24 protein-coding genes are annotated in these 23750 nt (G+C 48.0%); 9 read left to right on the top strand and 15 right to left on the bottom strand.

Annotated features, from left to right (window positions below; genetic code table 11):
* Positions 1–89: 89 nt before the first annotated feature.
* The 5 genes from PUP29_RS00715 to PUP29_RS00695 all read left to right on the top strand — a co-directional run bounded on the left by PUP29_RS00715 (position 90) and on the right by PUP29_RS00695 (position 4424).
* Entirely contained in the window at positions 90–956 is an 867-nt protein-coding gene (locus tag PUP29_RS00715) for an amino acid ABC transporter substrate-binding protein (protein ID WP_079547710.1), read from the top strand.
* A gap of 89 nt (positions 957–1045) precedes the next feature.
* The gene (locus PUP29_RS00710) at positions 1046–1717 is read left to right on the top strand and encodes an amino acid ABC transporter permease (RefSeq protein WP_079547711.1); all 672 of its coding nucleotides are present in this window, start codon (positions 1046–1048) and stop codon (positions 1715–1717) included.
* Between the two features lie 12 nt (positions 1718–1729).
* A complete protein-coding gene (locus PUP29_RS00705) occupies positions 1730–2491 on the top strand; it encodes an amino acid ABC transporter ATP-binding protein (protein WP_079547712.1) in 762 nt (253 codons plus the stop codon).
* Positions 2492–2599: 108 nt separating this feature from the next.
* The gene (locus PUP29_RS00700) at positions 2600–3343 is read left to right on the top strand and encodes an acyl-[acyl-carrier-protein] thioesterase (protein WP_079547713.1); all 744 of its coding nucleotides are present in this window, start codon (positions 2600–2602) and stop codon (positions 3341–3343) included.
* A 4-nt stretch (positions 3344–3347) separates the two neighbouring features.
* Positions 3348–4424 (top strand): 6-phosphofructokinase, encoded by a 1077-nt coding sequence (locus PUP29_RS00695; protein ID WP_079547714.1) that lies wholly within the window; start codon positions 3348–3350, stop codon positions 4422–4424.
* 57 nt (positions 4425–4481) lie between these two features.
* Here PUP29_RS00695 and PUP29_RS00690 read toward each other — a convergent pair whose 3' ends face one another.
* The gene (locus PUP29_RS00690; protein ID WP_079547715.1) at positions 4482–5744 is read right to left on the bottom strand and encodes a homocysteine S-methyltransferase family protein; all 1263 of its coding nucleotides are present in this window, start codon (positions 5742–5744) and stop codon (positions 4482–4484) included.
* 132 nt (positions 5745–5876) lie between these two features.
* On the opposite strand from PUP29_RS00690, the gene PUP29_RS00685 reads away from it, so the two are divergent.
* Positions 5877–6431 carry a DUF6512 family protein gene (locus tag PUP29_RS00685; protein ID WP_079547716.1) on the top strand — a complete coding sequence of 185 codons (555 nt, stop codon included), beginning with the start codon at positions 5877–5879 and terminating at the stop codon, positions 6429–6431.
* A gap of 287 nt (positions 6432–6718) precedes the next feature.
* On the opposite strand, the gene PUP29_RS00680 is transcribed toward PUP29_RS00685, so the two are convergent.
* A complete protein-coding gene (locus PUP29_RS00680) occupies positions 6719–7099 on the bottom strand; it encodes a desulfoferrodoxin (RefSeq protein ID WP_079547717.1) in 381 nt (126 codons plus the stop codon).
* 79 nt (positions 7100–7178) lie between these two features.
* Positions 7179–8426, bottom strand: coding sequence for a deoxyguanosinetriphosphate triphosphohydrolase family protein (locus PUP29_RS00675; RefSeq protein WP_079547718.1), 1248 nt, complete (start codon positions 8424–8426; stop codon positions 7179–7181).
* Between the two features lie 140 nt (positions 8427–8566).
* On the opposite strand from PUP29_RS00675, the gene PUP29_RS00670 reads away from it, so the two are divergent.
* The gene (locus PUP29_RS00670; protein WP_079547719.1) at positions 8567–9247 is read left to right on the top strand and encodes a hypothetical protein; all 681 of its coding nucleotides are present in this window, start codon (positions 8567–8569) and stop codon (positions 9245–9247) included.
* A gap of 258 nt (positions 9248–9505) precedes the next feature.
* On the opposite strand, the gene PUP29_RS00665 is transcribed toward PUP29_RS00670, so the two are convergent.
* The 4 genes from PUP29_RS00665 to pyrB all read right to left on the bottom strand — a co-directional run bounded on the left by PUP29_RS00665 (position 9506) and on the right by pyrB (position 13409).
* Positions 9506–10984, bottom strand: coding sequence for an aldehyde dehydrogenase family protein (locus tag PUP29_RS00665; RefSeq protein ID WP_434542800.1), 1479 nt, complete (start codon positions 10982–10984; stop codon positions 9506–9508).
* 107 nt (positions 10985–11091) lie between these two features.
* The gene (gene argF, locus PUP29_RS00660) at positions 11092–12000 is read right to left on the bottom strand and encodes an ornithine carbamoyltransferase (RefSeq protein WP_079547721.1); all 909 of its coding nucleotides are present in this window, start codon (positions 11998–12000) and stop codon (positions 11092–11094) included.
* Between the two features lie 66 nt (positions 12001–12066).
* Positions 12067–12489, bottom strand: a complete 423-nt coding sequence (locus PUP29_RS00655; protein WP_079547722.1) for an aspartate carbamoyltransferase regulatory subunit — start codon at positions 12487–12489, stop codon at positions 12067–12069.
* A complete protein-coding gene (pyrB, locus tag PUP29_RS00650) occupies positions 12489–13409 on the bottom strand; it encodes an aspartate carbamoyltransferase (RefSeq protein WP_079547723.1) in 921 nt (306 codons plus the stop codon). Before pyrB ends, PUP29_RS00655 begins: the two co-directional genes overlap by 1 nt.
* Positions 13410–13678: 269 nt before the next feature.
* Here pyrB and PUP29_RS00645 point away from each other — a divergent pair, with 269 nt between their 5' ends.
* Complete coding sequence (locus PUP29_RS00645; RefSeq protein ID WP_353423560.1) at positions 13679–13852, top strand: hypothetical protein; 174 nt, start codon at positions 13679–13681, stop codon at positions 13850–13852.
* Between the two features lie 43 nt (positions 13853–13895).
* Here PUP29_RS00645 and PUP29_RS00640 read toward each other — a convergent pair whose 3' ends face one another.
* The 6 genes from PUP29_RS00640 to PUP29_RS00615 all read right to left on the bottom strand — a co-directional run bounded on the left by PUP29_RS00640 (position 13896) and on the right by PUP29_RS00615 (position 20355).
* Positions 13896–14834 carry a mechanosensitive ion channel family protein gene (locus PUP29_RS00640; RefSeq protein ID WP_079547724.1) on the bottom strand — a complete coding sequence of 313 codons (939 nt, stop codon included), beginning with the start codon at positions 14832–14834 and terminating at the stop codon, positions 13896–13898.
* Positions 14835–14870: 36 nt separating this feature from the next.
* Positions 14871–16406 (bottom strand): cardiolipin synthase, encoded by a 1536-nt coding sequence (gene cls / locus PUP29_RS00635; protein ID WP_079547725.1) that lies wholly within the window; start codon positions 16404–16406, stop codon positions 14871–14873.
* A gap of 247 nt (positions 16407–16653) precedes the next feature.
* Entirely contained in the window at positions 16654–18021 is a 1368-nt protein-coding gene (locus PUP29_RS00630; RefSeq protein WP_079547726.1) for a TrpB-like pyridoxal phosphate-dependent enzyme, read from the bottom strand.
* On the bottom strand, positions 18015–18167 hold the full coding sequence (locus PUP29_RS00625; protein ID WP_353423559.1) for a hypothetical protein: 153 nt from the start codon (positions 18165–18167) through the stop codon (positions 18015–18017). The genes PUP29_RS00630 and PUP29_RS00625 overlap by 7 nt, the downstream gene beginning before the upstream one ends.
* Before the next feature lie 212 nt (positions 18168–18379).
* Positions 18380–19543, bottom strand: a complete 1164-nt coding sequence (locus PUP29_RS00620) for a hypothetical protein (protein ID WP_079547727.1) — start codon at positions 19541–19543, stop codon at positions 18380–18382.
* Positions 19544–19689: 146 nt separating this feature from the next.
* A complete protein-coding gene (locus tag PUP29_RS00615; RefSeq protein WP_079547728.1) occupies positions 19690–20355 on the bottom strand; it encodes a glucosaminidase domain-containing protein in 666 nt (221 codons plus the stop codon).
* 168 nt (positions 20356–20523) lie between these two features.
* Between PUP29_RS00615 and PUP29_RS00610 the strand changes: the two genes are divergently transcribed.
* Positions 20524–20886, top strand: a complete 363-nt coding sequence (locus PUP29_RS00610; protein WP_079547729.1) for a DUF2185 domain-containing protein — start codon at positions 20524–20526, stop codon at positions 20884–20886.
* Between the two features lie 543 nt (positions 20887–21429).
* Here the strand turns inward: PUP29_RS00610 and PUP29_RS00605 are convergent.
* Positions 21430–21879, bottom strand: coding sequence for a GatB/YqeY domain-containing protein (locus PUP29_RS00605; protein WP_079547731.1), 450 nt, complete (start codon positions 21877–21879; stop codon positions 21430–21432).
* A 252-nt stretch (positions 21880–22131) separates the two neighbouring features.
* A complete protein-coding gene (locus tag PUP29_RS00600) occupies positions 22132–23496 on the bottom strand; it encodes a putative glycoside hydrolase (RefSeq protein WP_079547732.1) in 1365 nt (454 codons plus the stop codon).
* Positions 23497–23750 lie beyond the last annotated feature (254 nt).

The raw sequence follows: 23750 nt of genomic DNA, 5'->3' as shown, positions 1-23750 counted from the left end.
CATTCCGTCAAGTTATCCCTTTACTAATTTACCACGATGAATTATAATAACATGGTGACCAAAAATTATGACACAAGGAGAATGAAGAAATGAAAAAATTTTTATTGCTTGCTCTCGCCGTTGTATTTGCAGCGGCGCTGTTCGTTGGCTGCGCGCCTGCCGGAGAAGAAACGTCTTCCGCTCCGTCTGAAAGCGCCTCCGCACAAACGGATACCGATTCGCAGTCTTCTGCGGAGGACGATTCCCTGCAGAAAATCATGGATAAGGGTGAATTTATCATGGGGATGGACGTCAGTTTCCCGCCCATGGGTTTTAAGGATGAAGAGGGCAATCTGACTGGATTTGACGTGGAACTGGCGCAGGCCGTTGCCGAGCACATGGGCGTCAAGGTGAACCTTCAGGCCATCGACTGGAACGCCAAGGAAATGGAGCTTAATACCGGAACGATAGACGTGATCTGGAATGGGTATACCATCACGCCGGAGCGTCAGGAACAGGTCCTGATGAGCGAGCCCTATATGGAAAATGCGCAGGTCATCGTTGTCCGTGCGGATTCAGATATCAATTCCCTTGCGGATGTTGCCGGGAAAACACTCGGTGTACAGGATGGCTCTTCTGCTGAAGAAGCAGTAAATGCCGATGAAGAATTTGCTTCTTCGATCGGGAAAACGGTCAAGTTCGATAATAATGTAATGGCACTGATGGACCTTGCCAACGGTCAGGTGGACGCTGTTGCAGTCGACTCTGTCGTTGCAGATTATTATTCCGCACAGACACCGGATACATACAAGATCCTTGATGAGACGCTGGCTCCCGAGGAGTATGGCATTGGTTTCCGCAAAGGAGACGAAGCTTTTATGAATGCCGTTATGGATGCTCTTAAGGAAATGAAAGAGGATGGAACCGCCGCTGAGATCAGCAACAAATGGTTCGGCCGCGACGTGACCACTTTCTAAACCTCTCCATTGAAAATATGAAAATCGGGCAGTATAATAATACTGTCCGATTTTTTCACGAAATAGATCGAATTGAGGAGTATGTTTGAATGGAAAGCTTTTTTCGTTTTTTTCCCGAGCTTGTAAACGGCCTTGGTTTAACGCTCTCGCTTTTTGTACTGACGCTTGTTTGCTCTATTCCGCTCGGCTTCCTGTGCTCACAGGCCGGTCTTTCCAAAAATAAAGTTGGGCGCGGGGTCTATCTTGCCTACGTAACGATCATGCGTGGCACGCCGCTTATTTTGCAGGTATGCTTCCTATATTTCGGCATCAATCTCCTGCTGACCACCTTGGGCGTTCCTGCCGATGTTTTTCGTCTCGACCGTTTTGTCGGCGCATTTATTGCCTTTGTGCTCAACTATACCGCTTATTTCAGCGAAATCTTCCGCGGCGGGATCCAGTCCATCAACCGCGGGCAGTATGAAGCCGCATCCGTTCTCGGGCTGTCCAAGAGCCTCACTATGCGCAAAATCGTGATCCCTCAGGTGTTCAAGATCGTAATGCCCTCCATCGGGAATGAAGTGATCAATCTTGTAAAAGATACCGCCCTTGTCAGTCTGATTGCGATCGAGGATCTTATGATGCTTGCATGGTCGGCTACGAACCGTGAGGCTTCCGTTATGCCGCTTATTGTTGCAATGGTGTTCTATCTGGCCATCAATGCTGTTGTAACACTCGTATTGCGCAAAATCGAAAAACGTATGAGCTATTATAGGATTTAAGGTGGGCAAATCATGAGTATACTTGAAGTAAAAAAGCTGAATAAAAGTTTTGGCAGCACACATATTCTAAAGGATATCGACCTCTCTCTTGAAAAGGGCGATACTATGGCGATCATCGGCCCGTCCGGAAGCGGAAAATCGACCCTGCTTCGCTGCATCAACTGCCTTGAACGCGCGGAAAAGGGAACTATCATTCTCAATGGGATCACAATCGCGGAAGAAAAAGAGAACGGTATGGAATATTTGAAAGACGATGAGCTTCGCATGGCGCGGCTTCATTTAGGAATGGTGTTCCAAAATTTCAACCTGTTTCCACATCTCACCGTTTTGGAGAATCTGACGCTCGCTCCCATGAATGTGGATAAGAAATCTCAGACTGAGGCGGAAAAAACTGCGCGTGAGCTGCTTGCCAAGGTCGGGCTTTCAGATAAATCCGATTCCTATCCCTGTGAGCTTTCCGGCGGTCAAAGCCAGCGTGTGGCGATCGCCCGTGCACTCGCGATGGATCCGGATATTCTCTGCTTCGACGAACCAACCTCCGCTCTTGACCCGGAGCTTACCGGAGAGGTATTGCAAGTCATTAAGGAATTGGCCGCGGAACACATGACGATGCTGATCGTCACTCATGAGATGGGATTTGCGAAAGAGGTCGCCAGTCAGGTCGTATTCATGGATGACGGGCGCATCACCGGGCGCGGAACGCCTGAAGAGCTTCTCGTCAATCCTAAGGAAGAACGAATACGCGCTTTCCTCAACAAGCTTCTCAGCGTCTGAATATCTATCGGGTAGGGCTTCCCCTGCCCTTTTGTTTTGCTTTTCTTTTTTCAGGGGAAGTGTTAGTATAAAAGAGAACAGGATTTTTGCAGCTTTTGGAGTAATCGAATGGATATTACAAAACTGGAACAAAATTATACGATTCGGGCATACGATGTCGATACGAAAGGAAAATGGCGGCCATCCGCTATCCTTTCCCGTATGCAGGAGATCGCGGAAGACCATGCTATTCTTGCTCACTGCGGCAGAAAAGAGCTTGTGGAAGAACGCGGTATCGCATGGATGCTCACCCGGCTCCATCTTGAGATGAAGCGTTATCCAGACTTGATGGATGAAATCAGGGTCGTTACGTGGCCGGGAAAACCTACCCGCCTTTTTTTCGTCCGTCACACCATGTTTTTCGATGCGCAGGGCAATGAGCTCGGCCGCGCTACTTCTCTATGGGTTCTTTTTGATATCAAGGGCCGTTTTTTATGCCGCACCGGAGATATCGCGGAGAATTATCCATACGATCTCTCTCATGGTACTGCGCTGCCCGACCCGGGAAAGATCCGGCTGCCCGACCCGATGGAATATAAAACTTCCCGAACAGTAGCATATAGCGAAGTAGACATGAACCGCCACCTGAACAATGCAAAATATGCAGACTGGGTCTGCGAGCTTTTCGATTCGGAAACATTAAAAAAAGATTCTATTCGGGATTTCCGAATCAATTTTATTGCCGAGGCCTATATGGGACAGACGGTCGACCTCTATCGCAGGGATATTGACGGTATATCCTATATCTGCGGTAAAACGGGAGATAAAACAGTATTTGATGCTTCCGTAATTTGGGAAAGCGAGGCAAATTAGCAGTATGACAAAACGAATTGGTATCCTCACAAGCGGAGGTGATTGCCCCGGCTTAAATGCAGCGATCCGCGGCGTTGCCCGGGCCGCCTATGACAGAATGGAGGGCGTTGAGATCATTGGCATCGCAGACGGCTATTCCGGCCTTATCAAGGGCGATTACCGCGTGATGGAGCAGCGCGAATTTTCAGGCATCCTGACGTTGGGTGGAACGATACTCGGAACCGCTCGCACTCCATTTAAGGATATGCGCAAGATCGGTGACGACAATATTGATAAAGTGTCGAGTATGGTCAAAAACTATGAAAAAATGAAACTTGATTGCCTGTGCACACTCGGGGGAAACGGCACGCATAAAACGGCCAATCTTCTTGCAGAGGAAGGACTGAATGTGATCGGGCTTCCGAAAACGATCGATAACGACATTTGGGGAACGGATGTAACGTTCGGCTTTCATACCGCCGTCGATATTGCTACAGACGTGATAGACCGTGTCCATACGACTGCAGCAAGCCACGGCCGCGTTATGGTCGTAGAGCTTATGGGGAACAAGGCCGGCTGGCTCACCATCTATGCAGGCGTTGCGGGCGGCGCGGATGTAATCTTGATCCCGGAGATCCCTTTTGACCGCGAAACGGTGATCGAGGCGGTCAGAAAACGTGCGGAGCACGGAAAAGCCTTTTCCATCGTTGCTGTTGCAGAGGGCGCCATCCGCACTGATGAAGCCGGCCTGAAGCGAAAAGAAATTCGTGAAAAACGTGCGGCAGAGGGTTTTTCATCCGTTTCCACCCGTTTGGCTCATGCTATCGAGGCAACGACAGGAATCGAAACGCGGGTCGTTGTTCCCGGGCATATCCAACGCGGGGGCAGTCCCAGTGCGTACGACCGCGTCCTTTCTACCAAATTCGGTGTGCAGGCCGCTGAATTGATCTATCAGAATAAATTCGGCTATACGGTCGCCAAACAAAAAGACCGTTTGACGCAAAACAAGCTGTCGGAGATTGCCGGAAAGCCTAAACCAGTCACCCCGGACAGCGATATCGTCCGTGCGGCAAGACATATCGGCATTTGCCTCGGAGATTAAGCGTAATAAAAAAACAGAAAGCGCCGGATAGGAATCCGGCGCTTCTTGTTTTTTCTGTTATCGTTCGACGCCCACTGCTCCATAAAGCTCTGTAAGGCCCTGTTTTGCATCCTGCATGATCCCCGCTCTGCCCGCATAATACCGTAGGAAGCCCTGTATGAGCTCCGGCGTTCCGCCTTTTACGATCACGGGCTTTTTCACGAACATTCCCAGTGTAGCTGTAAAGCTCCACATATCGAAAAATAGTTCCATCTGTCCAAAATCCAGAACGACTGCGTCCGCTTCTCCTGCATCCATCGGAATAGCATCCATCAGGCAATAATAATCCCCGTTCCTTAAGCCATCCAAGACAGACTGTATATCGAGCCTCATTTCCGCCGTTTTGACAGCTTCGATCTCTACCGCCTCATACGCGGAAGCGATCACCGCTTTGTCCGGCCATCTATCCTGCGGTCTCTGCAGACGGTCGACGGCAGCCCGCAGCGCTTTGATATGCTCCGGTCCGCTGCCGCAGCAGCCGCCTATCAGCCGCACGCCGCTTTCAGCGAACTCCGGAACGAGCCGCGAAAAATCTTCCGGCTTCTGTTTGAATACGGCAACGCCGTCCTCCATCTCAGGAAGCCCCGCATTTGGTTTTACAGACAGCGGCAAAGAAATCGTTTCATGCATATTGCGTATCGGCTCAAGCAGGCTCTCCGGTCCTCCGGAACAGTTTGCTCCCATGAGCGAAACTCCCATGCCCGCGCAAACGGCAGCACAGGCGGCAGGTGTATTGCCCGACATCGTTCGCTCTCCGTCGAACGTCATACTGGCAATGACCTCAAATCCTCCTGTTTCCCGTGCTGCCACGATCGCTGCCCGCATTTCGTTTAAATCTGTAAAGGTCTCAAAGTTGACGATCGATATCCCCGCATCCCGCAAGGGTTTGAGCTGCTGCCGGAATACTGCGGACATAGATTCAAAGGTCATGTCTCCCGCCGGTTCAAAAAACAGTCCGGTCGGACCTACGGAAGCGGCAACCATCACATTTTCCTTCGCGCAGTCAAGCGCTAATTTCGCTCCCTCATAGTTGATTTCATATAGCTTATCTTCCAGTCCATGGTTTTTAAGCGACGGAGCATTGGCGCAAAAAGTATTCGTCTGTATAATATCTGCGCCCGCTTCAATATATTCCCTGTGCACCTCGCTTACCTTGTCTGCATGGGAAAGATTCCATTCTTCTGCGCTGTCTCCGCCGGAAAGCCCTTTCATTTGCAGCATAACTCCCTTGGAGCCGTCGTATACTAATATTCTGTCTGCACATCTTTCCAGTAAATTCATTCAAAATTCCTTTCTGATATTTGATTTCTCGTTTTATTATACTGCATTCTACCCCTTGTTTGAACTGCAAAATGCATATTCAGGAAAAACTTGGGTATTATAATTTCATAAAATCCGGGAGGATAGCTTACTATGGAACTTAAAAATACATCATTGAAACCTCGTCTGCTTCGTTGGGAAATCTTCGGTGCGATCATCGTCTGTGTCCTTGCCCCGCTGTTTCACTTTCTGTTCGAGTGGTCCGGCGAAAACGCATTCGTCGGGATATTTGCAGCAGTGAATGAAAGCGTATGGGAGCATACTAAGATCGTCTATTTTCCGTTTCTGTTTTTTGCTGTTTTCGAGTATTTTATTGTAAAACCGGAGGCCCGCCGTTTCTTTGTAGCAAAAGCAGTCTCTATGGGCTTGATTTTACTGATCATGATTACATTTTTTTATACATACTCCGGTATGTTTGGAACAGAAAGTCTTGCTGTAGATATCATCTTCACATTTGTCCTTACGTTCTTTGCGTTCTTCATTTCCTACCGTCTATACATTTCTCCCCGCCTTATCGAATTATATATTGTTCCGGCATCGGTCCTGTTCGCAGCTGTCCTGCTCATGGAACTGTTGTTCACTGCATTCCCGCCTCATATCCCACTTTTTCAGGATACGGGAAGCGGCTTATTCGGGTTCCCGGTATAAAATACAGGAACAGGCCATGACCATTGTGTAAGCCGATGGACCCGGATACCGGCAGTCCTTTAAGGGACTGCCTTATTTTTATTTTTGCTTGTCGGCTCTTCTGTAAACAGTCTTTATTTATTCTTTCAGGTTCATTTAGCCTGCGGATGCAGTTGGCTACACGGTTTCCATATTAGTTTTTCCTTACAGCTACAGTTTTTTATTCCCCGCATATTCCAGTCCGTTTTTTTACGCTTAGGCACACATACAAAAAAACCGGCTTTGATAGCCGGCCTTTTGCTTTCCTGTTACGATTCGTTTTTCCATAATCCATGAAGATTGCAATACTCAAAGATCCTGAATTCATCGGAATCGATTTGAAATTCCGCCTTCGGCGCTTCTCCCGGCCTTAAAACACGGCGCTGGATACGGTCTGGTGTTTCTACTGCGATCCACTCGATATAATGCTCTTCCGTCATTGGGTGCTCTACGCTGCCCACCTGTACGGAAAGAATGTTCCCTTTTTTCTCATATACGGGCACATGCTTTTCCTGCGCTGCGTCGACTGTATTCGGCTCAAGCTTTTTCATCGGCTTTCCGCAGCATACCAACTCGCCGCCGCCATCTTTTATGAGTTCGACGATATTTCCGCACATCTCACATCTGTAAAAAATTACCTTTTCTTTCATGATAATTCCCCTTACTTCAAAAATTCAGACGCTTCCATCTGTTGCCCTTTTAATAAACCATTCAACTCCCGTCTAAACCTCAGGAACGCTTTTGTCCGGAAAAATAAGAAATATATTTAAGCTTCGGTCCCTCCGGAAACAGCATGGCATGTAAATCTAAAAAATAGTCATCCGTCATACTTGCGATATAATCCACAACGACCTGATTCGGTTCTTCCTTCAGGTAAGCTTCCTTCAAGCCCTCTGCCCGCGAAAACCCACGGTATATATGGTTGATATGATGTCTGAAAACAGGCGAAGCCTCATCCTGTTTTATAAAGTCGTCCAGAAGCTTTTCATATACGCGTGCAAACATCTCACGAATTGTCGGATAGGGCTCGTTCCTGTCCTGCGGCTCATAAATACGCTTGAAATTTACCTGCTTTTCATAGGCGAGCGCATCTGCATATTTCTCATCCAGCTTGATATAAGGTCGTCCATAGCTGTTTGATACTACATTTGTAATAATATTGTTGATAAAGTCGGAGTTTGTAGAGCCCAATACATCGTTTTTAGAAAAAGGCTCCTGCATGCCGATTTTCAGGATCTGTGCATCCTGCCTGTCTTTTCCCAAATAGGCAATGACATCCGCAAGACGTACAACGCAGCCCTCCAGCGTAGACGGAACCAGCCTGCCAACCGCGTCCTCCTGTGTGTAGCATTCCTCCATCTGGCGCTCAAACTCTGCGAAAACTCCCGCTGCATCCTGAGAATGATATTCGCGCGGGCGATATTCACCGCTCACCTTTTCCCCGTTATGGCATAATATGCCGTTCAGCACCTGAAGACTGAGGTTCAGCGACAACACCTTGTCTAAAATGCGCGCGCTGTGTACATTATGATTAAAATACCGTCCTGTGCCCGCATGATAGAGCCGCGAAAGAAAGCGTTCCCCCGCATGCCCAAAGGGCGTATGTCCAAGATCGTGCCCAAGGGCGATCGCTTCGATCAAATCGAGATTCAGATTCAGCATACGGCCAATATTGCGGGCTATCCGTGAAACAAGCTGCACATGCAGGATCCGGCGCGTGATATCATCGTTTTTATAAAGAGAAAACACCTGCGTCTTATCTGCGTAACGGTTAAAATAACGGCAGTAAAGTATCCGCTCGCTGTCCTTTGCAAAATTGGGGCGCTGTACGCGGAATCGTTCTTCTTCCCTCCGTATGGAACGGTCGTCCCGCGTTGCATATTCGTACATTTCATCCTGCCTGTGCTTCAGGTCTGCGTAGACCGCATCCCGTACTTTTGGCTCAAGCTCCAAATATTTTTTCTCTCTTTTTTCCATACGCTTACTCCTCGCGGTTCCATTATAACACAGATCGTCTTGCCCGTCTTTTGTAAATTTATTTGAAATAATTACGCTTTTCGTTTGCTATAGGGGGTGTCCGTGTATTAATATAAAAACGAATATTGGAGGAATTTATAATGAAGAAGCTTTTATTGGGGGCCTTAGCCCTTACAGTATGTTCCCTGTTTCTTTTTGCCGGCTGCGCTCCATCATCTGCACCGTCCGATACAGACGAAGAGCTTACGCTTACGGCGGCAGGAACTGTCACAGATATCGTATCCTCGGAAGATGGAACTGCCAGTATAACGGTTGACGGCAGCGGTATGGAATCGGATGCGGTTTACCAGTCTATGATCCTTCATGTCGCCAACGGGACTGTCGTTGAAGCGGATGGAAAGACCGATACATATAGAGACGGTATGATAAAGGTCGGCGATACGGTGGAGGCATATTTTCTCCCTACCGCACCTGTAACAGCTTCTGAGCCGCCGCAGGGAACACCGGAAAAAATCGTAGTGACTGCATCCGGTTCGTCCTCCGATGTACAGCGGGAGTTTCAGGGTACGATAACCGAAATCGATAAAGATAACGATTATCTGCTTGTTTACGTGCAAAGCGGGGAGGACAGCGAGCCTGCCGACGATCTTCGCGCCGTCGTATCGTCTGATACTGTGATCACCTCTGAAAGCGCACCCGAGCAGGCCCTCTCTATGGATGATCTTGCTGTTGGGCAGGCCGTTACCGTAACGACCGATGGACGTATGACCTTTTCTATTCCGCCGCAGGCCAATGCGCTGAGTATTGTATTGCATTCATGACATGCCTTTTAAAATGACCCGGACTTTCGATAGACCCATATTATTACGGATGATCAGGCGTTTTTTCTAAGTTGCTCATTTGCGGACAAGGAAAGCGCACCCGCAGACCCGCTCATATAGCAGTTTTATGGCCGTGCGCTCTGCGTAGAATAAAACCGCCGCAACTCGACCGCCCGTTCGCGGGCGGTCTTTATGTTCCCTTCATAAAAAATATCCGACCCTAAAAGAGCCGGATACTGTTATGTGAACACGGGATTTTCAATAGAGTCCCGCAGGTCGCTCTGATAAATTGATCAGAATATTTTTTGTCTGGGTATAATGCTCAAGGATCGCTTTATGTGTTTCCCGGCCAATTCCCGATTCCTTATATCCGCCGAATGGCGCGCCCGCAGGAAATGAATTATAGGTATTGACCCACATCCGCCCTGTTTTTACACCGCGCGCCACACGAATGGCACGGTTCAGGTCTTTTGTCCAAACGCCGCCGCCCAGTCCGTATACGCTATCGTTTGCCATACGTATCGCTTCCTCTTCTGTCTTGAATTTTATAACGGCTCCGACCGGTCCAAATATTTCTTCCTGTGCCACGCGCATATCATTTGTCACATCCCCGAGCAACGTCGGCCTCATAAAGCAGCCTCTCCCTAATTCTCCGTCCGTTATTCTTGAACCGCCGCAGATCACTTTTGCTCCCTCCTGCTTTCCAATTTCGATATACTTCAATATTTTTTTCAGCTGCTTCTCCGATATTTGCGCGCCCATCTGTGTGCTTTCCTTCCATGGTACATCTACAATTACCTTATCAAAGCGCTTTGCAGCTTCGTCTATGAACCGGTCATAGATCGTTTCCTGCACAAATATGCGTGAACCCGCACTGCACACCTGCCCCTGATTAAATAATATCCCAAGCTGGACGCCCTCCATTGCCATTTCCCAATCGCAGTCTTCAAAAAAGATATTTGCTGATTTTCCTCCCAGTTCTAAAGTTGCCGGTATCAGTTTTTCAGCAGCCGCCTGCGCAACAGACAGGCCGACCTCCGTAGATCCGGTAAAGGCAAGTTTAGAAAAGCCCTTATGCTGCAGAATGTATTCTCCGGACTTTGATCCTTTCCCTGTAATAACATTAAATACACCGGGCGGAAGCACCTCTCTTGTTAATTCTGCAAGCTCTAAAACGGAGAGCGGAGTGCTGCTGGAAGGCTTTAGGATCGTGCAGCAGCCTGCCGCCAGAACAGGCGCTAGCTTCCATACAGCCATCAAAAAAGGAAAATTCCATGGAACGATTTGCCCTACAACGCCGATCGGCTCGTGCAGGATCAGGTTCAGCGTGTTCTTGTCGAGCATCACCGCCTCCCCCTCTCCAGTTCGTACTGCTCCCGCAAAATATCTAAAATGGTCGGCTGCCAGCGGGATATCTGCATTCAGCGTCTCGCGGATCGGTTTTCCGTTATCGAGCATCTCTATCTCTGCGAGCCGTTCCCTGTTTTCATCGATGATCTCTGCGACCCGGAATAGGAGCTTTTGCCTTTCTTCCGGGCTCACATCCTTCCATGTTTCCCACGCTGTCCAAGCTGCTTCCGCCGCATCCTCTACATCCTGCTGCGTCGCCTCCGCGCAAACAGCGAGCCTCTGCCCATTTGCAGGACAAAAGGTGTCGAATGTACCTCCGTCTGATGCCTCACGCCATTCTCCATCAATAAACAGGCCGTATTTTTCTGCTATGTGTTCCATTTTTATTTTCCTTTCAAGGATTTTGATTTGTCTTTAAACATTGTTAAACCATACAGGAAAATAAAACATTAAAAAAACGGGCAACGTCTGCCCGCTTTTATTTTTATTTCTCTCTATTTGCCGCCCATGACCTTCACCATAACTGCTTTCTGCGCATGGAGCCTATTTTCCGCTTCATCAAAAATCTCCTGTGCATGCTCTTCAAAAATCTCTGCGGTTATCTCTTCTCCGCGGTGTGCCGGCAGACAATGCTGAACCATCGCGTCCGGCTTTGCGACAGCCATCACATCACGATTGATTTGTATCCCCTGAAATGCCTGCCTCCGTTCCTCTGCCTGTGCCTCCTGCCCCATAGAGGCCCATACGTCTGTAAAGAGCACATCTGCATCTTTGGCCGCGGCATAGATATCCTCTGAGATAGAGAATTTAGGATGGTCTTTTGCAAATTCCAATACAGATGCATCCGGCTGGTAGTCCTTTGGCGTCGCGCACGCGACTTCCATTCCAACCGTAAGCCCGCCGACGATAAGGGAATTTGCCATATTGTTTCCATCGCCAATATAGGCCATTTTCAAGCCATCAAAGTCCTTTTTATGTTCGCGGATCGTCTGCAGATCCGCCAACACCTGACAGGGATGCGCAAAGTCTGTCAGCCCATTGATGACCGGTATGCTGCCATATTGTGCCAAATCTTCAACTTCCTTTTGCGCATAAGTACGAATCATAATACCATCCAGATAACGTGACAATACGCGCGCAGTATCTTCCACAGGCTCGCCTCTGCCGATCTGCAGATCATTTGAAGAAAGAAAAAGCGGATAGCCGCCGAGCTGATACATACCGACCTCGAACGATACGCGCGTACGCGTCGAGGATTTCTGAAAAATCATGCCAAGCGTCTTTCCGGCAAGAAGCGGATGCTTTATCCCCGCTTTATTTTCCGCTTTCAGCTTATCTGCCAAATCAAGCAGTTCTATGATCTGTTCTTTATTCAGGTCTCCCATTTTGAGTAAGTGCTTCATTCCAATTACCTCGCTTCGATTCAATAGAATGATTATACATCAAAATGAATATTTATGCAAATATTTTTAATGTTCTGCCTGCTGCTCACAATAGGCGCACCGATAGACCTTGCGCTCCGGGTCGGTCAGCTTGAATACATGCGGCAGTTCCTGCTCCACCGAGGTGATACAGCGCGGGTTTTTACATTTGATGATATTCACGATCTTATCCGGCAGCGTAATATTCATCTTTTTGATGATCGTTCCGCCGTCAATGATATTCACTGTAATATTGGTGTCGATAAAACCAAGCATGTGGAGATCTGTCTCGATCTCGTCCTCAATTTTGATGATATCCTTTTTCCCCATGCGGTTGCTTTTGACATTCTTAATGATCGCAACGCTGCATTCAAGCTTATCAAGGCCAAGATAATTATAAATCTCCATCGCCTTTCCGGCCTCGATATGGTCGATCACCACGCCCCGCTCCAAGCTATCTATGCTTAGCATTACGCATTCACCCCCAGCATCGTCATAATGAGCGCCATTCTTACATATTTGCCAAATAAGGTCTGTTTAAAATATGCGGCGCGCGGGTCTTTATCTACCTCTACAGAAATCTCGTTCACCCTCGGCAGCGGATGCATCACGATCATGTCGTCCTTAGCCAGCTTCATTTTTTCCGTATCCAGAATATAACTGTCGCGCAGCCGGATATAATCCTCTTCGTTAAAAAAACGCTCGCGCTGTACGCGCGTCATATACAGGATATCAAGCTCTGCTATGATCTCTTCAAGGCGTTCATACTGCACATAGGTAACATTTTCATTATTTTTCAGCACATCCTCTTTTACATACCGCGGCACTTTCAATTCCTTGGGAGAAATAAGGACAAATTTGATATTGCTGTACCGTGAGAGCGCACGGATCAGCGAATGTACCGTCCGCCCGAATTTCAGGTCTCCGCACATGCCGATCGTAAGATGATCGAGCCTTCCCTTGAGGGAACGTATGGTGAGAAGGTCCGTCAGCGTCTGCGTCGGGTGCTGATGCCCACCGTCCCCTGCATTGATGATTGGAATATTTACGTTTTGGGAAGCGACCAGCGCCGCCCCCTCTTTGGGGTGGCGCATAGCGATTATATCAGCATAGCATTCTACGGTGCGCACCGTATCCGCCACGCTTTCCCCCTTGGATGCCGAGCTATTGTCCGCTCCGGCAAAACCGATCACATCGCCGCCAAGCTCATGCATCGCCGCTTCAAAACTCAGACGAGTACGTGTGGATGGCTCAAAAAAAAGTGTTGCAAGCTTCTTATACCTGCACACTTCCCGATACTTTTCCGGTTCTTCCATAATGTTGTCCGCGAGGTCTAAAAGCTCGTCTATCTCCTCCACCGAGATATCCATAGGGTCAAGTAAATGCTTCATTATGCTCCTCCTGTGCCGAAGCCCCAACCGGTACTGTCCGTTCCTCAGAAAGCAAAAAATGCCTTCCCTAACAGAAAGACACCGAGCTCATACAAGAAAAATGTATCAAACCTTATCAGCCTCTCTGTACCAATTTAAAGGTCTTCTTATCGCTTATCATATTTTACTACACAGTGTCTTAAATGGCAAGACATGAAATTTTCATGTTTGTATGGCAGTAAATGCGTCCATTATTAAATCAGAACAGCTTGGAAAGGAAGTGAAAAATTATGGCGCATGCTCTGGCGGTAAAATTTATTGCAGTTATGGCTGTGATCATCGTTGGTCTCACAATGATACTTATGGCGCTTCCTTCCAATCCACTCCCGTTTCAAAGCTTGGCGGAGAACCCGTCTTCAGGAGCTCCGATACAGGCCGAAACGGTATCTGTTCCAACTAAATGATTTTCTCTCCTCTTATTTTTACAGAAAAGGCACGGAGCTATGCTCATTTCCGTGCCTTTTCCTTTTCCTGCAAAATGATATTTTGGTAAGGATATGGGATCTCTATCCCGTTTCTATCAAATTCTTTTTTGACAGCATACCGTAGGTCTGACATTACAGCGAAACTGGTAGAGGTATCCTGTGTCCAAACAAAGGCCCGTACCTTAACGGCATAATCGCCTAATTCCTGCACGCGTACCGTGACGGGAGGAACACCCTGTGCTTTTTCCTCTTCTGTCCGCACATCCAGTGTTCCCTCATGCGCTTCCACAAGCTTTGCCATCAGTTCCATTGCAAGGTCTATATCGCTTCCATACGATATCCCAACGTCAAGGAATGTGCATACGTTACTTTTCTCCGCCATGCGGACTACCCGTATCATTTCCTTGTCGATCACACTGTTAGGAATTACAATGCTCTTATTGGATGGGTCTAGGATCGTCGTATGCCGCAGGCCGATATCTTTCACAATCCCTGTGATCGGCGGCGTAATATTTAATATCTCAATATATTCTCCTACTTCAAACGGCTTTGCTGCGCTGATCGATATGCCGCTGAACACATTTCCCAAAGTCTGCTGTGCTGCAAGACCGATCACAACGCCGGCAATTCCCGAGCTTGCCAAAAGCGCAGTTCCGAGGCTGCTTAAAGGCTTGATCGTCATTACGACGCACATGACCGCGATCACAATAATAATGATATAGATCAAACGGTAAAAGATCCGCGCATTGCCCGTTAATTTCCGTGCAAGAAAATGCTGGATCAATTTAATGATCACAAATGTGGCCGCACCTACGACCGCCGCATAGATAAGCGTATTGACAAAGCCAAGCGAAAAGATGCTGTCCTCTATCTGCCGCATCGCGTCTCCCGCAGACTGCGCTCCTCCGTTTTGTACTGTTGAATCCGCAAGTACGCGGATACCTGTATCCTCTACTATCATATTTCCTCTCCCGTGCCTTCCATCCAGTTCCTGCGGTCACATCATCGGAGCGAATACGCGGAGAACCGCCTGCATCAGGCGGATATACCACGGCCGGCGGCACACTTCTTCGCAGGTTATCTCCTGACAAACCGCAAGCGTCTTTTCATAATCCTCTTTCAACTGACCGATCGTCTTAGCCTGATATAACCATACCCCGCATTCATAATGCAGAAACAGACTGCGATAATCCAGATTGATCGTCCCGATGATGCCGAATTCATCATCACAAACAAATGTCTTAGTATGGATAAAGCCGGGCGTATACTCATAGATGCGTACTCCCGCTTTCAGAAGCGCTTCATAATGCGCCTGCGTTAGAAGAAACACCATTTTTTTATCCGGTATATGAGGCGTAGTGATACGTACGTCCACACCGCTTTTCGCTGCGTTCTGCAGAGCCGTCATAAATTCATTATCCAGAATCAGATAGGGTGTGTTGATGTATAGATACCGTTTTGCCCTCCCTACCATATTCATATAGGTATTTTCGCTGACATATTCGTCATCCATAGGGTCGTCTGTAAACGGCTGCACATATCCGTCAGACGAAATTCCATCCAATTCCTGTACTTTCGGCCGGAATATGGAGTAGTCGTCATCCTCCGGCCGCATAAAATTCCATGCCTGCAAAAACATAACGGCGAATGCCCATGCCCCCATCCCTTTCAGCATAACCGCCCCGTCTTTCCAGTGCCCAAACCGTTCGATGGCATTGATATATTCATCTGCAAGGTTCGCACCGCTGCAAAAAGCCGTATGACCGTCGACCACCGTTACCTTGCGATGGTTCCGGTTATTGAAGATAGAGGAGAGCTCCGGCCGCAGCGGATTAAAGACCGCCGCTTTGATACCCATCGCTTCCAGTTGTTTATAGTAACGGAAAGGGAGGGTTCGTGCGCATCCCATATCGTCATACATAAACCGTACGTCCACTCCTGCCTCCGCTTTTCGTTTTAATATGTCGAGGATACTGTTCCACATCGTGCCGGCCTGCACAATAAAGTATTCCATAAAAATATAGCGTTCTGCTTTTTCCAGTTCTTCTTTCAGTTGTTCAAAGAAAGCTTCTCCGCTCGAAAAATATTCCGTCTCAGTTCTATCATACACCGGAAACATGCTGGCTTTGCGGATGTAATCGGTTTGTCTGAGCGCATCCATGCTTTTTTGTTCCAGTTCGTGCGTTATCCTGCGGTCCTGCCCCAAAAACGGTTCCGACTTTTCTATCTCCCGTTCCGCTTTGCGCCGCAGCCAGCGAGTCAGGCGCCGCTGGCTGAAGAAGATATACATCAGCACACCAAAAACGGGCAGAACGAGGATCACGATGATCCATGCCAGCTTATAGGATGGATTTTGCCGCTTGTTGACGATATAGAGCGCCATCACAAGACTTGCGATCCAAAAAAACATCCGTATCGTTTGGGATTGATCGTCAAAGTATACAAAAATACTGATCAGGAGCCATGCTTGAATCCCAATAAGGGCAAAAACAATAAACATCCTGCTGATAAAGAAACTGAATAATTTTTTCATGTCAGGCTCCGTTCCATTATAGTATTATTATTTTACGCCATAATCATTTTTTGCGCAACTTGCGTCTATTCTCCCGATTTATGCCATATTTCATTTTCCGGAAAAGGCCGGCTGTACATCCTCCTTTTTTCGGCTATACCGGTATATTTTATTTCAGTAATCAGAGTACTTCTACCCTCTGCGCCTCGCACGGAGATAGATAAAAAAGCGGCGTAACCACGAGGGCCGCCGCTTTTTGGATTTTATTTTACGGTATTTGGGGCAGACTATCGAATCCTTTCTGGAGCTCTTCGTCCGTCGGAATATAATCGCTCATCCTGCCCTCATGATATGCTTCATAGGCTGTCATATCGAAATATCCTGTTCCCGTGAGTCCGAAAAGGATCGTCTTCTTTTCGCCCGATTCTTTACAGCGCAGCGCTTCATCGATCGCTGCGCGGATCGCATGAGCAGATTCCGGCGCAGGCAGAATCGTCTCTTTTTTAGCAAACAGCACCGCTGCCTCAAAGACTTTGCTCTGCTCGACTGCTACAGCTTCCATATATTTATCATGGTAGAGCTTAGACAAAATCGGTGACATTCCATGATAACGCAGGCCGCCTGCATGATTTGCAGAGGGAATGAATCCACTTCCGAGCGTGTACATCTTGGCCATCGGCGTGATCTTGCCCGTATCGCAGAAATCATACGCATATTTCCCCCGCGTAAAGGACGGACAGGAGGCCGGTTCTACCGCTACGATACGCGGATCCGCCTTACCTGTAAGCTTATCCTGCATAAACGGAGCGATCAGGCCTCCGAGGTTAGAACCGCCTCCCGCGCAGCCGATCACTACGTCCGGATATTCATCCAGCTTCTCCATCGCTATTTTGGACTCAAGTCCGATGATCGACTGGTGGAGCAGTACCTGATTCAGTACTGAACCGAGAACATACCGGTATCCCTCCGAGCTCACCGCTTTTTCTACCGCTTCTGAGATTGCGCATCCGAGGCTTCCCGTCGTGTTTGGGTCCTCCGCTAAAATCTTGCGTCCGATCTGCGTCGTATCGCTTGGGCTTGCAATCACCTCAGCGTCAAAGGTCTGCATGACCGCCTTGCGGAAAGGCTTCTGCTGATAGGATACCTTAACCATGAACACCGTGAGCGGGAGTCCAAAATATGAGCACGCTTCTGCAAGCGCCGTTCCCCACTGGCCGGCCCCTGTTTCCGTCGTGAGGCCTTTCAGGCCCTGATCTTTTGCGTAATAGGCCTGCGCAATAGCGGAATTGAGCTTATGGCTGCCCGACGTATTGTTTCCCTCAAACTTGTAGTAGATCTTTGCCGGAGTATCGAGCGCCTTTTCCAAATTGAATGCGCGAATAAGCGGAGACGGACGGTATATCTTATACATCTCGAGTATCTCGTCCGGGATATCGACGTATCTCGTCTCATTATCCATTTCCTGATGCGCTAATTTCTTGCAGAATACCGGATAGAGGTCCTCCTCCGCCGCCGGCTTCATCGTTGCCGGATTGATCATCGGGTCAGGCAACTCTTTCATATCTGCACGCATGTTATACCACTGCTTCGGCATCTCATCTTCAGTTAAATAGAGTCTATGCGGAATTTTTACCATTGCTTGTTTCTCCCTTCAAAGATATTTTTAAATAAAAAAGCTTCTGTCCCCTGCTCTGGGACAAAAGCTTTCAATAAACTTCTGCGGTGCCACCCGGATTGACGTAAAACGCCCTCTCTGCCACAATCAAACAATTGCGTTTCCATGATAACGGTTGGAATCTCCGTCAGGTATTACTAAACTTTCGCTGTTCTTCCTGCCCTCATCAGTCCATTCGCCGAAATTCCTGTGCCTGCGATGATCTCACCATCCATCGCTCTCTTGGAAGCGGTTTTCCCGGTTACTCTTCTGAATCACTGGTTTCTTTATTTATGATTATTAATCATAACAGCCTTCGTAAAACATGTCAAGCAAAAATTTATCTTTGCGTCTCCGCCTGTCTCTGCATGTCTTTCAGTTCCGCCGCAGTAATCGTATATTTTTTATCGCGTCCGCTTTGCTCCGTAAATCTTCCAGTCTGTTTTTTCTCATGCCGGGAATCATAGAACAAAAACGGAACCGGTTCTCCCCCGTGCGCTCCTGTATCTGAGAACGTAAAATGATCGGATGCAACAGAAAGCGTAAAATCATCTCCGATGTTTTTCAGGAATTCTCCCAGAAAGACGCGGTCTATAGACTCTACTGCACGCATCTTTTCTATGGGCTGGAGCTCATGGGATAAATCGTCCGTCTCTTGGATATGTACGTAAATATCATCGTACTCTTCTACCGCTTTGACTGCTTTTTCCAGCTTTTCTTTCAGAAAGTCATCGAAAGAACGTCCCTCCCGGCGGGTTCCGATATTCGTCAGCCCTGCGATCGTCGTGATCCCATCCATCAGCAGTGTTTCGGAAAGGGCGACGCGGCCGCGCGTATCTCCTTTGATCTCAGGCATGATGGACGCGCCCCACATCCACATACCATTGGCAGGGATATTTTTCTTTTGCAGAAAATCATAGGACCTCTTCATCAGTTCAAAAAATTTCGCCTGTTTGCCCTCTGTGCGGATAAAGGGTGCGATATCCTGCCCAATGATATCGTGCGCAGGCATAAAATCGACCGGATAAAGGGTTTTCCCGTTTTTCACGATCAGCGTACAGCGGAAAGAGCCGCAATAAACCAACTGGAATTCGTCGTCAAAGACCTTTGCGGCCAGTTCTTTTGCAACAGGCTCCGCGACCTCCGTCGCAATGTCATATGCGCTGTAGCTCTTGATTCGGCTCGTTTCAAAGGAATCTCCCTCGAACGTCACTAAGTTGCAGCGGATATATAAATCTTCCTCATTCATCGGAAGATGCAGGCCCGCCGCTTCTATGATCGATCTTCCACGATAGGTATGCGGATCAAACCCGAGCAAGCTTAAATTTGCTACTGCGCTTCCTACTTCAAGCCCGTCCGGTATCGTCAGGACCGTTCCGCCCAAAGCCTTTGCATAAAGCGCATCCAAATTCGGCGTCTTTGCATATTCAAGCGGCGTTTTATTACCCAGCGCGGCATTCGGCCTATCGGCAACGCCGTCTAAAACAAGCGTGATCTTTTTCATGTCCTTTCTCCTTTGCTGCGTTTCTTTTTCGTTCGCCTTTATTATACGTCATCCTATCTGCCGCTTCAATCTTCATCTATAAAAAAACGGCGCAACATAAAAAACCATGCCGCTGTTCAATGCGCATGGCTTTTATTTCCAAAAAATCAAGCTGCTTCTGCTCCGTTTTGTTCCCTCATTTCCTGTATTTTTCCAAAATTCCTTTTCATAAGGGATTCTACCTGCGTATACCATGACTCAGAGCCCCCGCAATAATTCTGGCTCACATCCTTCGACGTCTTTCCCCGGTAATATTTTCCGTTTTCGTTCAGATAATCATCCCGCAGGAGCGTGGCCTGATATTCTACGCAATCCTGTTTCGTCGGAAATTCCATATAGCCGTCATTTCCGTTTTTGATGCCGCCCAAGTTATTGCAGTTGCGCGCAAGACTGCTGTTTCCGAATCCGCTTTCAAGCTGAGCGACGCTGATCAGGAACAAAGCATTGATGCCGTGCGTCTGTTCTTTGTCCGCATAGTATGCGCCGAGTCCTTCGAGGCCCGAATCCTCGAGCAGGGTCTCCAGCTCCTCCGCCGTATATCCAGTAATGACCGTGAGATCCCCATAAGGGGCGTACTCATACGGCGCGCTCAGCGCTTCGTCTGTAAATGTTTCAATAACAGCCTGCGTGATACTCTCTGCAAGCGCCTCCGCACTTTCCTGCATCTCCGTGCTTTCCGCCGCTGACGCATGCGGCAGAGCAGTAACGCCAATCGCAAGAACCAAAAAGCCAGTACATACAACTTGGCAGGCTTTCATGACTGCTTTTTTCATACTACTTCCTTTCCCTTTTTAGGGGTGCCTTGCTATTATACCTCCGCTTTCTTTATTTTGCAAGTATTTTGCATTTTTTTAGGGAATCGGTTTATTAATCATTCATAAATGCTCTGTTGATTCCCCACATATTTAGGAGTACACTATGTCTTATAAAGGAGTGGTTCTATGAAAGCAGAAAAAAGTTATTTTCCCGGCCTTAAGCTCGATCCCGCGCTGCACCGCAGTGTTCCGGAGGCCGGATGCGTTGTCAGCGACAGGATCTCTGTAGATGGATGTGAGATCGGCGTTATGTATCGGGATATTCCGGTTCCAAACACGCCCGATTCCGGTTGGGTTTTTCTCGCCGGAGACGAAGACGGCGTTTATATGAATACTCCCGGCAACAATACGGTGTTTCCTCTCGAAACGATATGCAGCTACGATCCCGACATCGTTCCTTTTCTTGATTCCGACGTTGAGACCGCGTTTATCCGGGACGAAAACGGCGGATTTGTATTGCAAAAGCATTTTTTCGACGAAGAGGATTAAAGCGTTATGCCGACCGGGAACCGTTCATGGCTGGAGCACAGCCCTCGCATTAATAAAAAGTATCTTCCCCTGCTTGCCGGGATCGTTTGGTGCATTGCGGGCACAGCCGTTCTTTCAATCGGGCTGCCTGCTTTACTCCGTCATTTAGATCCAATATGGCTCTCGCTCCCAGCCGCATGCATTGTTTTCTTTCTTTTTTTCAAATTTATTTTTTTCCGCCTGTTTCGAAAGCATACCGCCCGCATCGCGGCTTTCCCTCATAGGCAGGTATGCGCGTTTGCATTTTTCGATGTCAAGGGTTATATTATCATGGCCTGCATGATCAGCTTCGGCATCATTCTGCGCGCCTCGGGTCTCTTTCCGCCATTTGTGCTCGGTATATTGTATACAGGCATCGGTGCGGCTATGTATGGAGCAGTCCTCAATTTTATTGTTTATTTTATCCGCAGTCAGAAAAAATCTTCCGCTTTTTAACATATTTGCGGTCTGATTCCCGAAAAAAATACGGCCGTTAAAAGGGCCGCATTTTTGGCCAACTGTTTTCTACTTCATGGCTTCTCCTACCAGCCGGTTCACCATACCGCCGTCTGCCTTTCCTTTCACGAGCGGCATTAGGTTCTTCATGATGATGCCCTTATCCTTTGGCTCCGGTTTTTCTATCCCCAGCTTCTGCAGAACTTCAGCGATTATCTTTTGAATTTCCGCTTCTTCCATTTGCGCAGGAGCAAATTCAGAGAGAACCGCAATACGGCTCCGGTTCATTTCGATCAAATCTGCACGGGCCGCTTTTTCGGCGCCTGCAAGGCTCTCCTCCGCTTGTTTGATCTCTTTCAGAATAATAGCGTCTTCCTCAGCTTCCAAAAGAGCCTCCTTTTTGTCTTTTGCCTTTGCCTTTAATGCAGCCAGCAAAAGCGAAAGCGATTCTTTCCGCTCCGCATCCCGCGCTTTCATTGCGGCAATCATTTCCTTTTGTACCAATTCCGTTTTACTCATGTTCCATTCCTCCTTCCGGCAACCCCTGTGCGTTACGATCTCTTTTTCATACAGATAACTGCGTCATCCCTAATATGATCCCATACTTTGGGCTCGTTCCATAGTCCTCGCCCGTATAGTTTGATACATCCCCATCCGGACGGCTGTTTTCCAAGGCAAATAATATCGCGTGAGCCTTTCTCCTCCGGCTGCCTTCTCGTCATTCAGAGAAGCCGAACACCGATAAACCCGGAAATATTTTCTCCATTCAATTCACGGCAAAGTGTCTGAAACCGCTGATCTATTGTTTTGACCATCTCTATTCGCACCGTTTTTTATTTCTTCCTCGTTTTCTGACGGCAAAAAAGCGTCTTCCGGGTAATGGCTTCCGGCATTCCAGAATATCCATTCCTTTGCTCCGCCGTCATAAACCGCATCGATCTGCGCCCTGAATTCTTCCGGACCGTATTCCAAATAGTTATCCAGCCATGTAGCCGTGAATCCCTGCAGCCACGGGCGCACTTTAGCAACATGCCCCTGCTTGTTCGGTTCGGACAGCAGGCGGCCGGAGTCTGACATGAGCCCTGCTACCAATTCATACGGGTGAGTATCCGGGTCGGTCAAATCGTATGCACCGTCTGTAATGTGCGAGGGATAATCCATCGGACAGATATAGTCGAGATATTTGGCCATTCCCGCGTAATCCTGCCCAATCAGAACACCGTCCGATTCATAAAGAACAATGACGCCATAAACATCCGCAGAAACAAACAGCCCCGTGGGGGCCAGCGCACGGTAAGCATATTCGACAAATTCATTTACGATCTCCTGCTTGGAAACGCTCTGCGCCTCTTCTCCAAAATCCACCTGCTTCATTCCATGGTCAGTAGAAAAACGGATATAATCAAATTGTATTTCATCGAAGCCATCCTTTGCCATCTGTTTTCCAATACCGACCAGATAGTCCCACAGCTCCCGGTCATACGGATTCACCCATGCATTTCCGTCTTTATCCCGAAAAATAGACCCATCGCTATTTTTCAGACTGAACTCCGGACGTGCCTCTGCAAGGAACGGGTCCTTAAAGGCAACGACGCGGCCTATTACATAGATACCGTTTTCCTTCAGCTTTTTGATCAATGCTCCGATATCCGTAATATACGGTTGAACAGCTCCTATCTCCTGCACCATATCAATATCCATATCGTACGTGACGTGTCCGTCGTCTGTTTTAACGTTGATCACCATGGCATTCAGCTCAGTTTTCTTGAGAAGCGCAATCAGGGAATCAAGCTTATCTTCCGTCGATACGCTTCCATCACTTACATATATCCCCTTTGCTTCTATCGGAACACGCGGGTCATTTTCCCATATCTCCTCTGCCGTCATATCGGCAAGCTTTTTAGGCGTCGGGGAAGCAGAGGGAGACGGACTCGCCGTCTTTTGGGGGCTCGCAGATACAAAGACCGTTTCCTCCGCGGAAACATCGTCCGGTTCCCTACCATTTACTTTTTGCTTCTGCTCCAAAGAACCCACGGCAAGAAAGACACAAGCAACAACACAAACAGCCGCAACTGTGCTGATTGCGATTCTTTTGCGGCGGTGCAGGCGCCGCTCACGCTCCGTTATCCTTGTCATGAAATCCCTCCGAAAAATATTGCAATATATTCCGTTTCTATTATAGCATACTGTGCAGCATCTGAAGAAATCGAATATTTTTCAATGCAGAAACACCGTACATTCCGCTATAGAAATTTGTCTTACCCGAACGTTCCGGCTGCCGCTTATTTTCCACCGCTCTAAGGGGCTTGGCCGTTATCTCCCCCAGCTCATCAACCGGGCAAAATAAAAATGCTGAAACCGTGGTTTTGTTTCATCGATACAAAATAGCT

Source organism: Christensenella massiliensis, from assembly GCF_040409835.1.
Lineage (GTDB): Bacteria > Bacillota > Clostridia > Christensenellales > Christensenellaceae > Christensenella > Christensenella massiliensis.
This window is presented reverse-complemented; position numbering and strand designations above follow the sequence as displayed.

What these genes read in the sequence shown, in the direction of transcription:
- PUP29_RS00615 (WP_079547728.1), bottom strand. Translation starts at nt 20,355, where the DNA reads ATGAAAAAAGCAGTCATGAAAGCCTGCCAAGTTGTATGTACTGGCTTT.
- PUP29_RS00655 (WP_079547722.1), bottom strand. Translation starts at nt 12,489, where the DNA reads ATGCTAAGCATAGATAGCTTGGAGCGGGGCGTGGTGATCGACCATATC.
- argF (WP_079547721.1), bottom strand. Translation starts at nt 12,000, where the DNA reads ATGAAGCACTTACTCAAAATGGGAGACCTGAATAAAGAACAGATCATA.
- PUP29_RS00630 (WP_079547726.1), bottom strand. Translation starts at nt 18,021, where the DNA reads ATGGTAAAAATTCCGCATAGACTCTATTTAACTGAAGATGAGATGCCG.
- PUP29_RS00640 (WP_079547724.1), bottom strand. Translation starts at nt 14,834, where the DNA reads ATGATAGTAGAGGATACAGGTATCCGCGTACTTGCGGATTCAACAGTA.
- PUP29_RS00605 (WP_079547731.1), bottom strand. Translation starts at nt 21,879, where the DNA reads ATGAGTAAAACGGAATTGGTACAAAAGGAAATGATTGCCGCAATGAAA.
- PUP29_RS00620 (WP_079547727.1), bottom strand. Translation starts at nt 19,543, where the DNA reads ATGAAAAAGATCACGCTTGTTTTAGACGGCGTTGCCGATAGGCCGAAT.
- pyrB (WP_079547723.1), bottom strand. Translation starts at nt 13,409, where the DNA reads ATGAAGCATTTACTTGACCCTATGGATATCTCGGTGGAGGAGATAGAC.
- PUP29_RS00625 (WP_353423559.1), bottom strand. Translation starts at nt 18,167, where the DNA reads ATGGAAACGCAATTGTTTGATTGTGGCAGAGAGGGCGTTTTACGTCAA.
- PUP29_RS00600 (WP_079547732.1), bottom strand. Translation starts at nt 23,496, where the DNA reads ATGACAAGGATAACGGAGCGTGAGCGGCGCCTGCACCGCCGCAAAAGA.
- PUP29_RS00695 (WP_079547714.1), top strand. Translation starts at nt 3,348, where the DNA reads ATGACAAAACGAATTGGTATCCTCACAAGCGGAGGTGATTGCCCCGGC.
- PUP29_RS00610 (WP_079547729.1), top strand. Translation starts at nt 20,524, where the DNA reads ATGAAAGCAGAAAAAAGTTATTTTCCCGGCCTTAAGCTCGATCCCGCG.
- PUP29_RS00705 (WP_079547712.1), top strand. Translation starts at nt 1,730, where the DNA reads ATGAGTATACTTGAAGTAAAAAAGCTGAATAAAAGTTTTGGCAGCACA.
- PUP29_RS00715 (WP_079547710.1), top strand. Translation starts at nt 90, where the DNA reads ATGAAAAAATTTTTATTGCTTGCTCTCGCCGTTGTATTTGCAGCGGCG.
- PUP29_RS00685 (WP_079547716.1), top strand. Translation starts at nt 5,877, where the DNA reads ATGGAACTTAAAAATACATCATTGAAACCTCGTCTGCTTCGTTGGGAA.
- PUP29_RS00710 (WP_079547711.1), top strand. Translation starts at nt 1,046, where the DNA reads ATGGAAAGCTTTTTTCGTTTTTTTCCCGAGCTTGTAAACGGCCTTGGT.
- PUP29_RS00690 (WP_079547715.1), bottom strand. Translation starts at nt 5,744, where the DNA reads ATGAATTTACTGGAAAGATGTGCAGACAGAATATTAGTATACGACGGC.
- PUP29_RS00675 (WP_079547718.1), bottom strand. Translation starts at nt 8,426, where the DNA reads ATGGAAAAAAGAGAGAAAAAATATTTGGAGCTTGAGCCAAAAGTACGG.
- PUP29_RS00670 (WP_079547719.1), top strand. Translation starts at nt 8,567, where the DNA reads ATGAAGAAGCTTTTATTGGGGGCCTTAGCCCTTACAGTATGTTCCCTG.
- PUP29_RS00700 (WP_079547713.1), top strand. Translation starts at nt 2,600, where the DNA reads ATGGATATTACAAAACTGGAACAAAATTATACGATTCGGGCATACGAT.
- PUP29_RS00645 (WP_353423560.1), top strand. Translation starts at nt 13,679, where the DNA reads ATGGCGCATGCTCTGGCGGTAAAATTTATTGCAGTTATGGCTGTGATC.
- cls (WP_079547725.1), bottom strand. Translation starts at nt 16,406, where the DNA reads ATGAAAAAATTATTCAGTTTCTTTATCAGCAGGATGTTTATTGTTTTT.
- PUP29_RS00680 (WP_079547717.1), bottom strand. Translation starts at nt 7,099, where the DNA reads ATGAAAGAAAAGGTAATTTTTTACAGATGTGAGATGTGCGGAAATATC.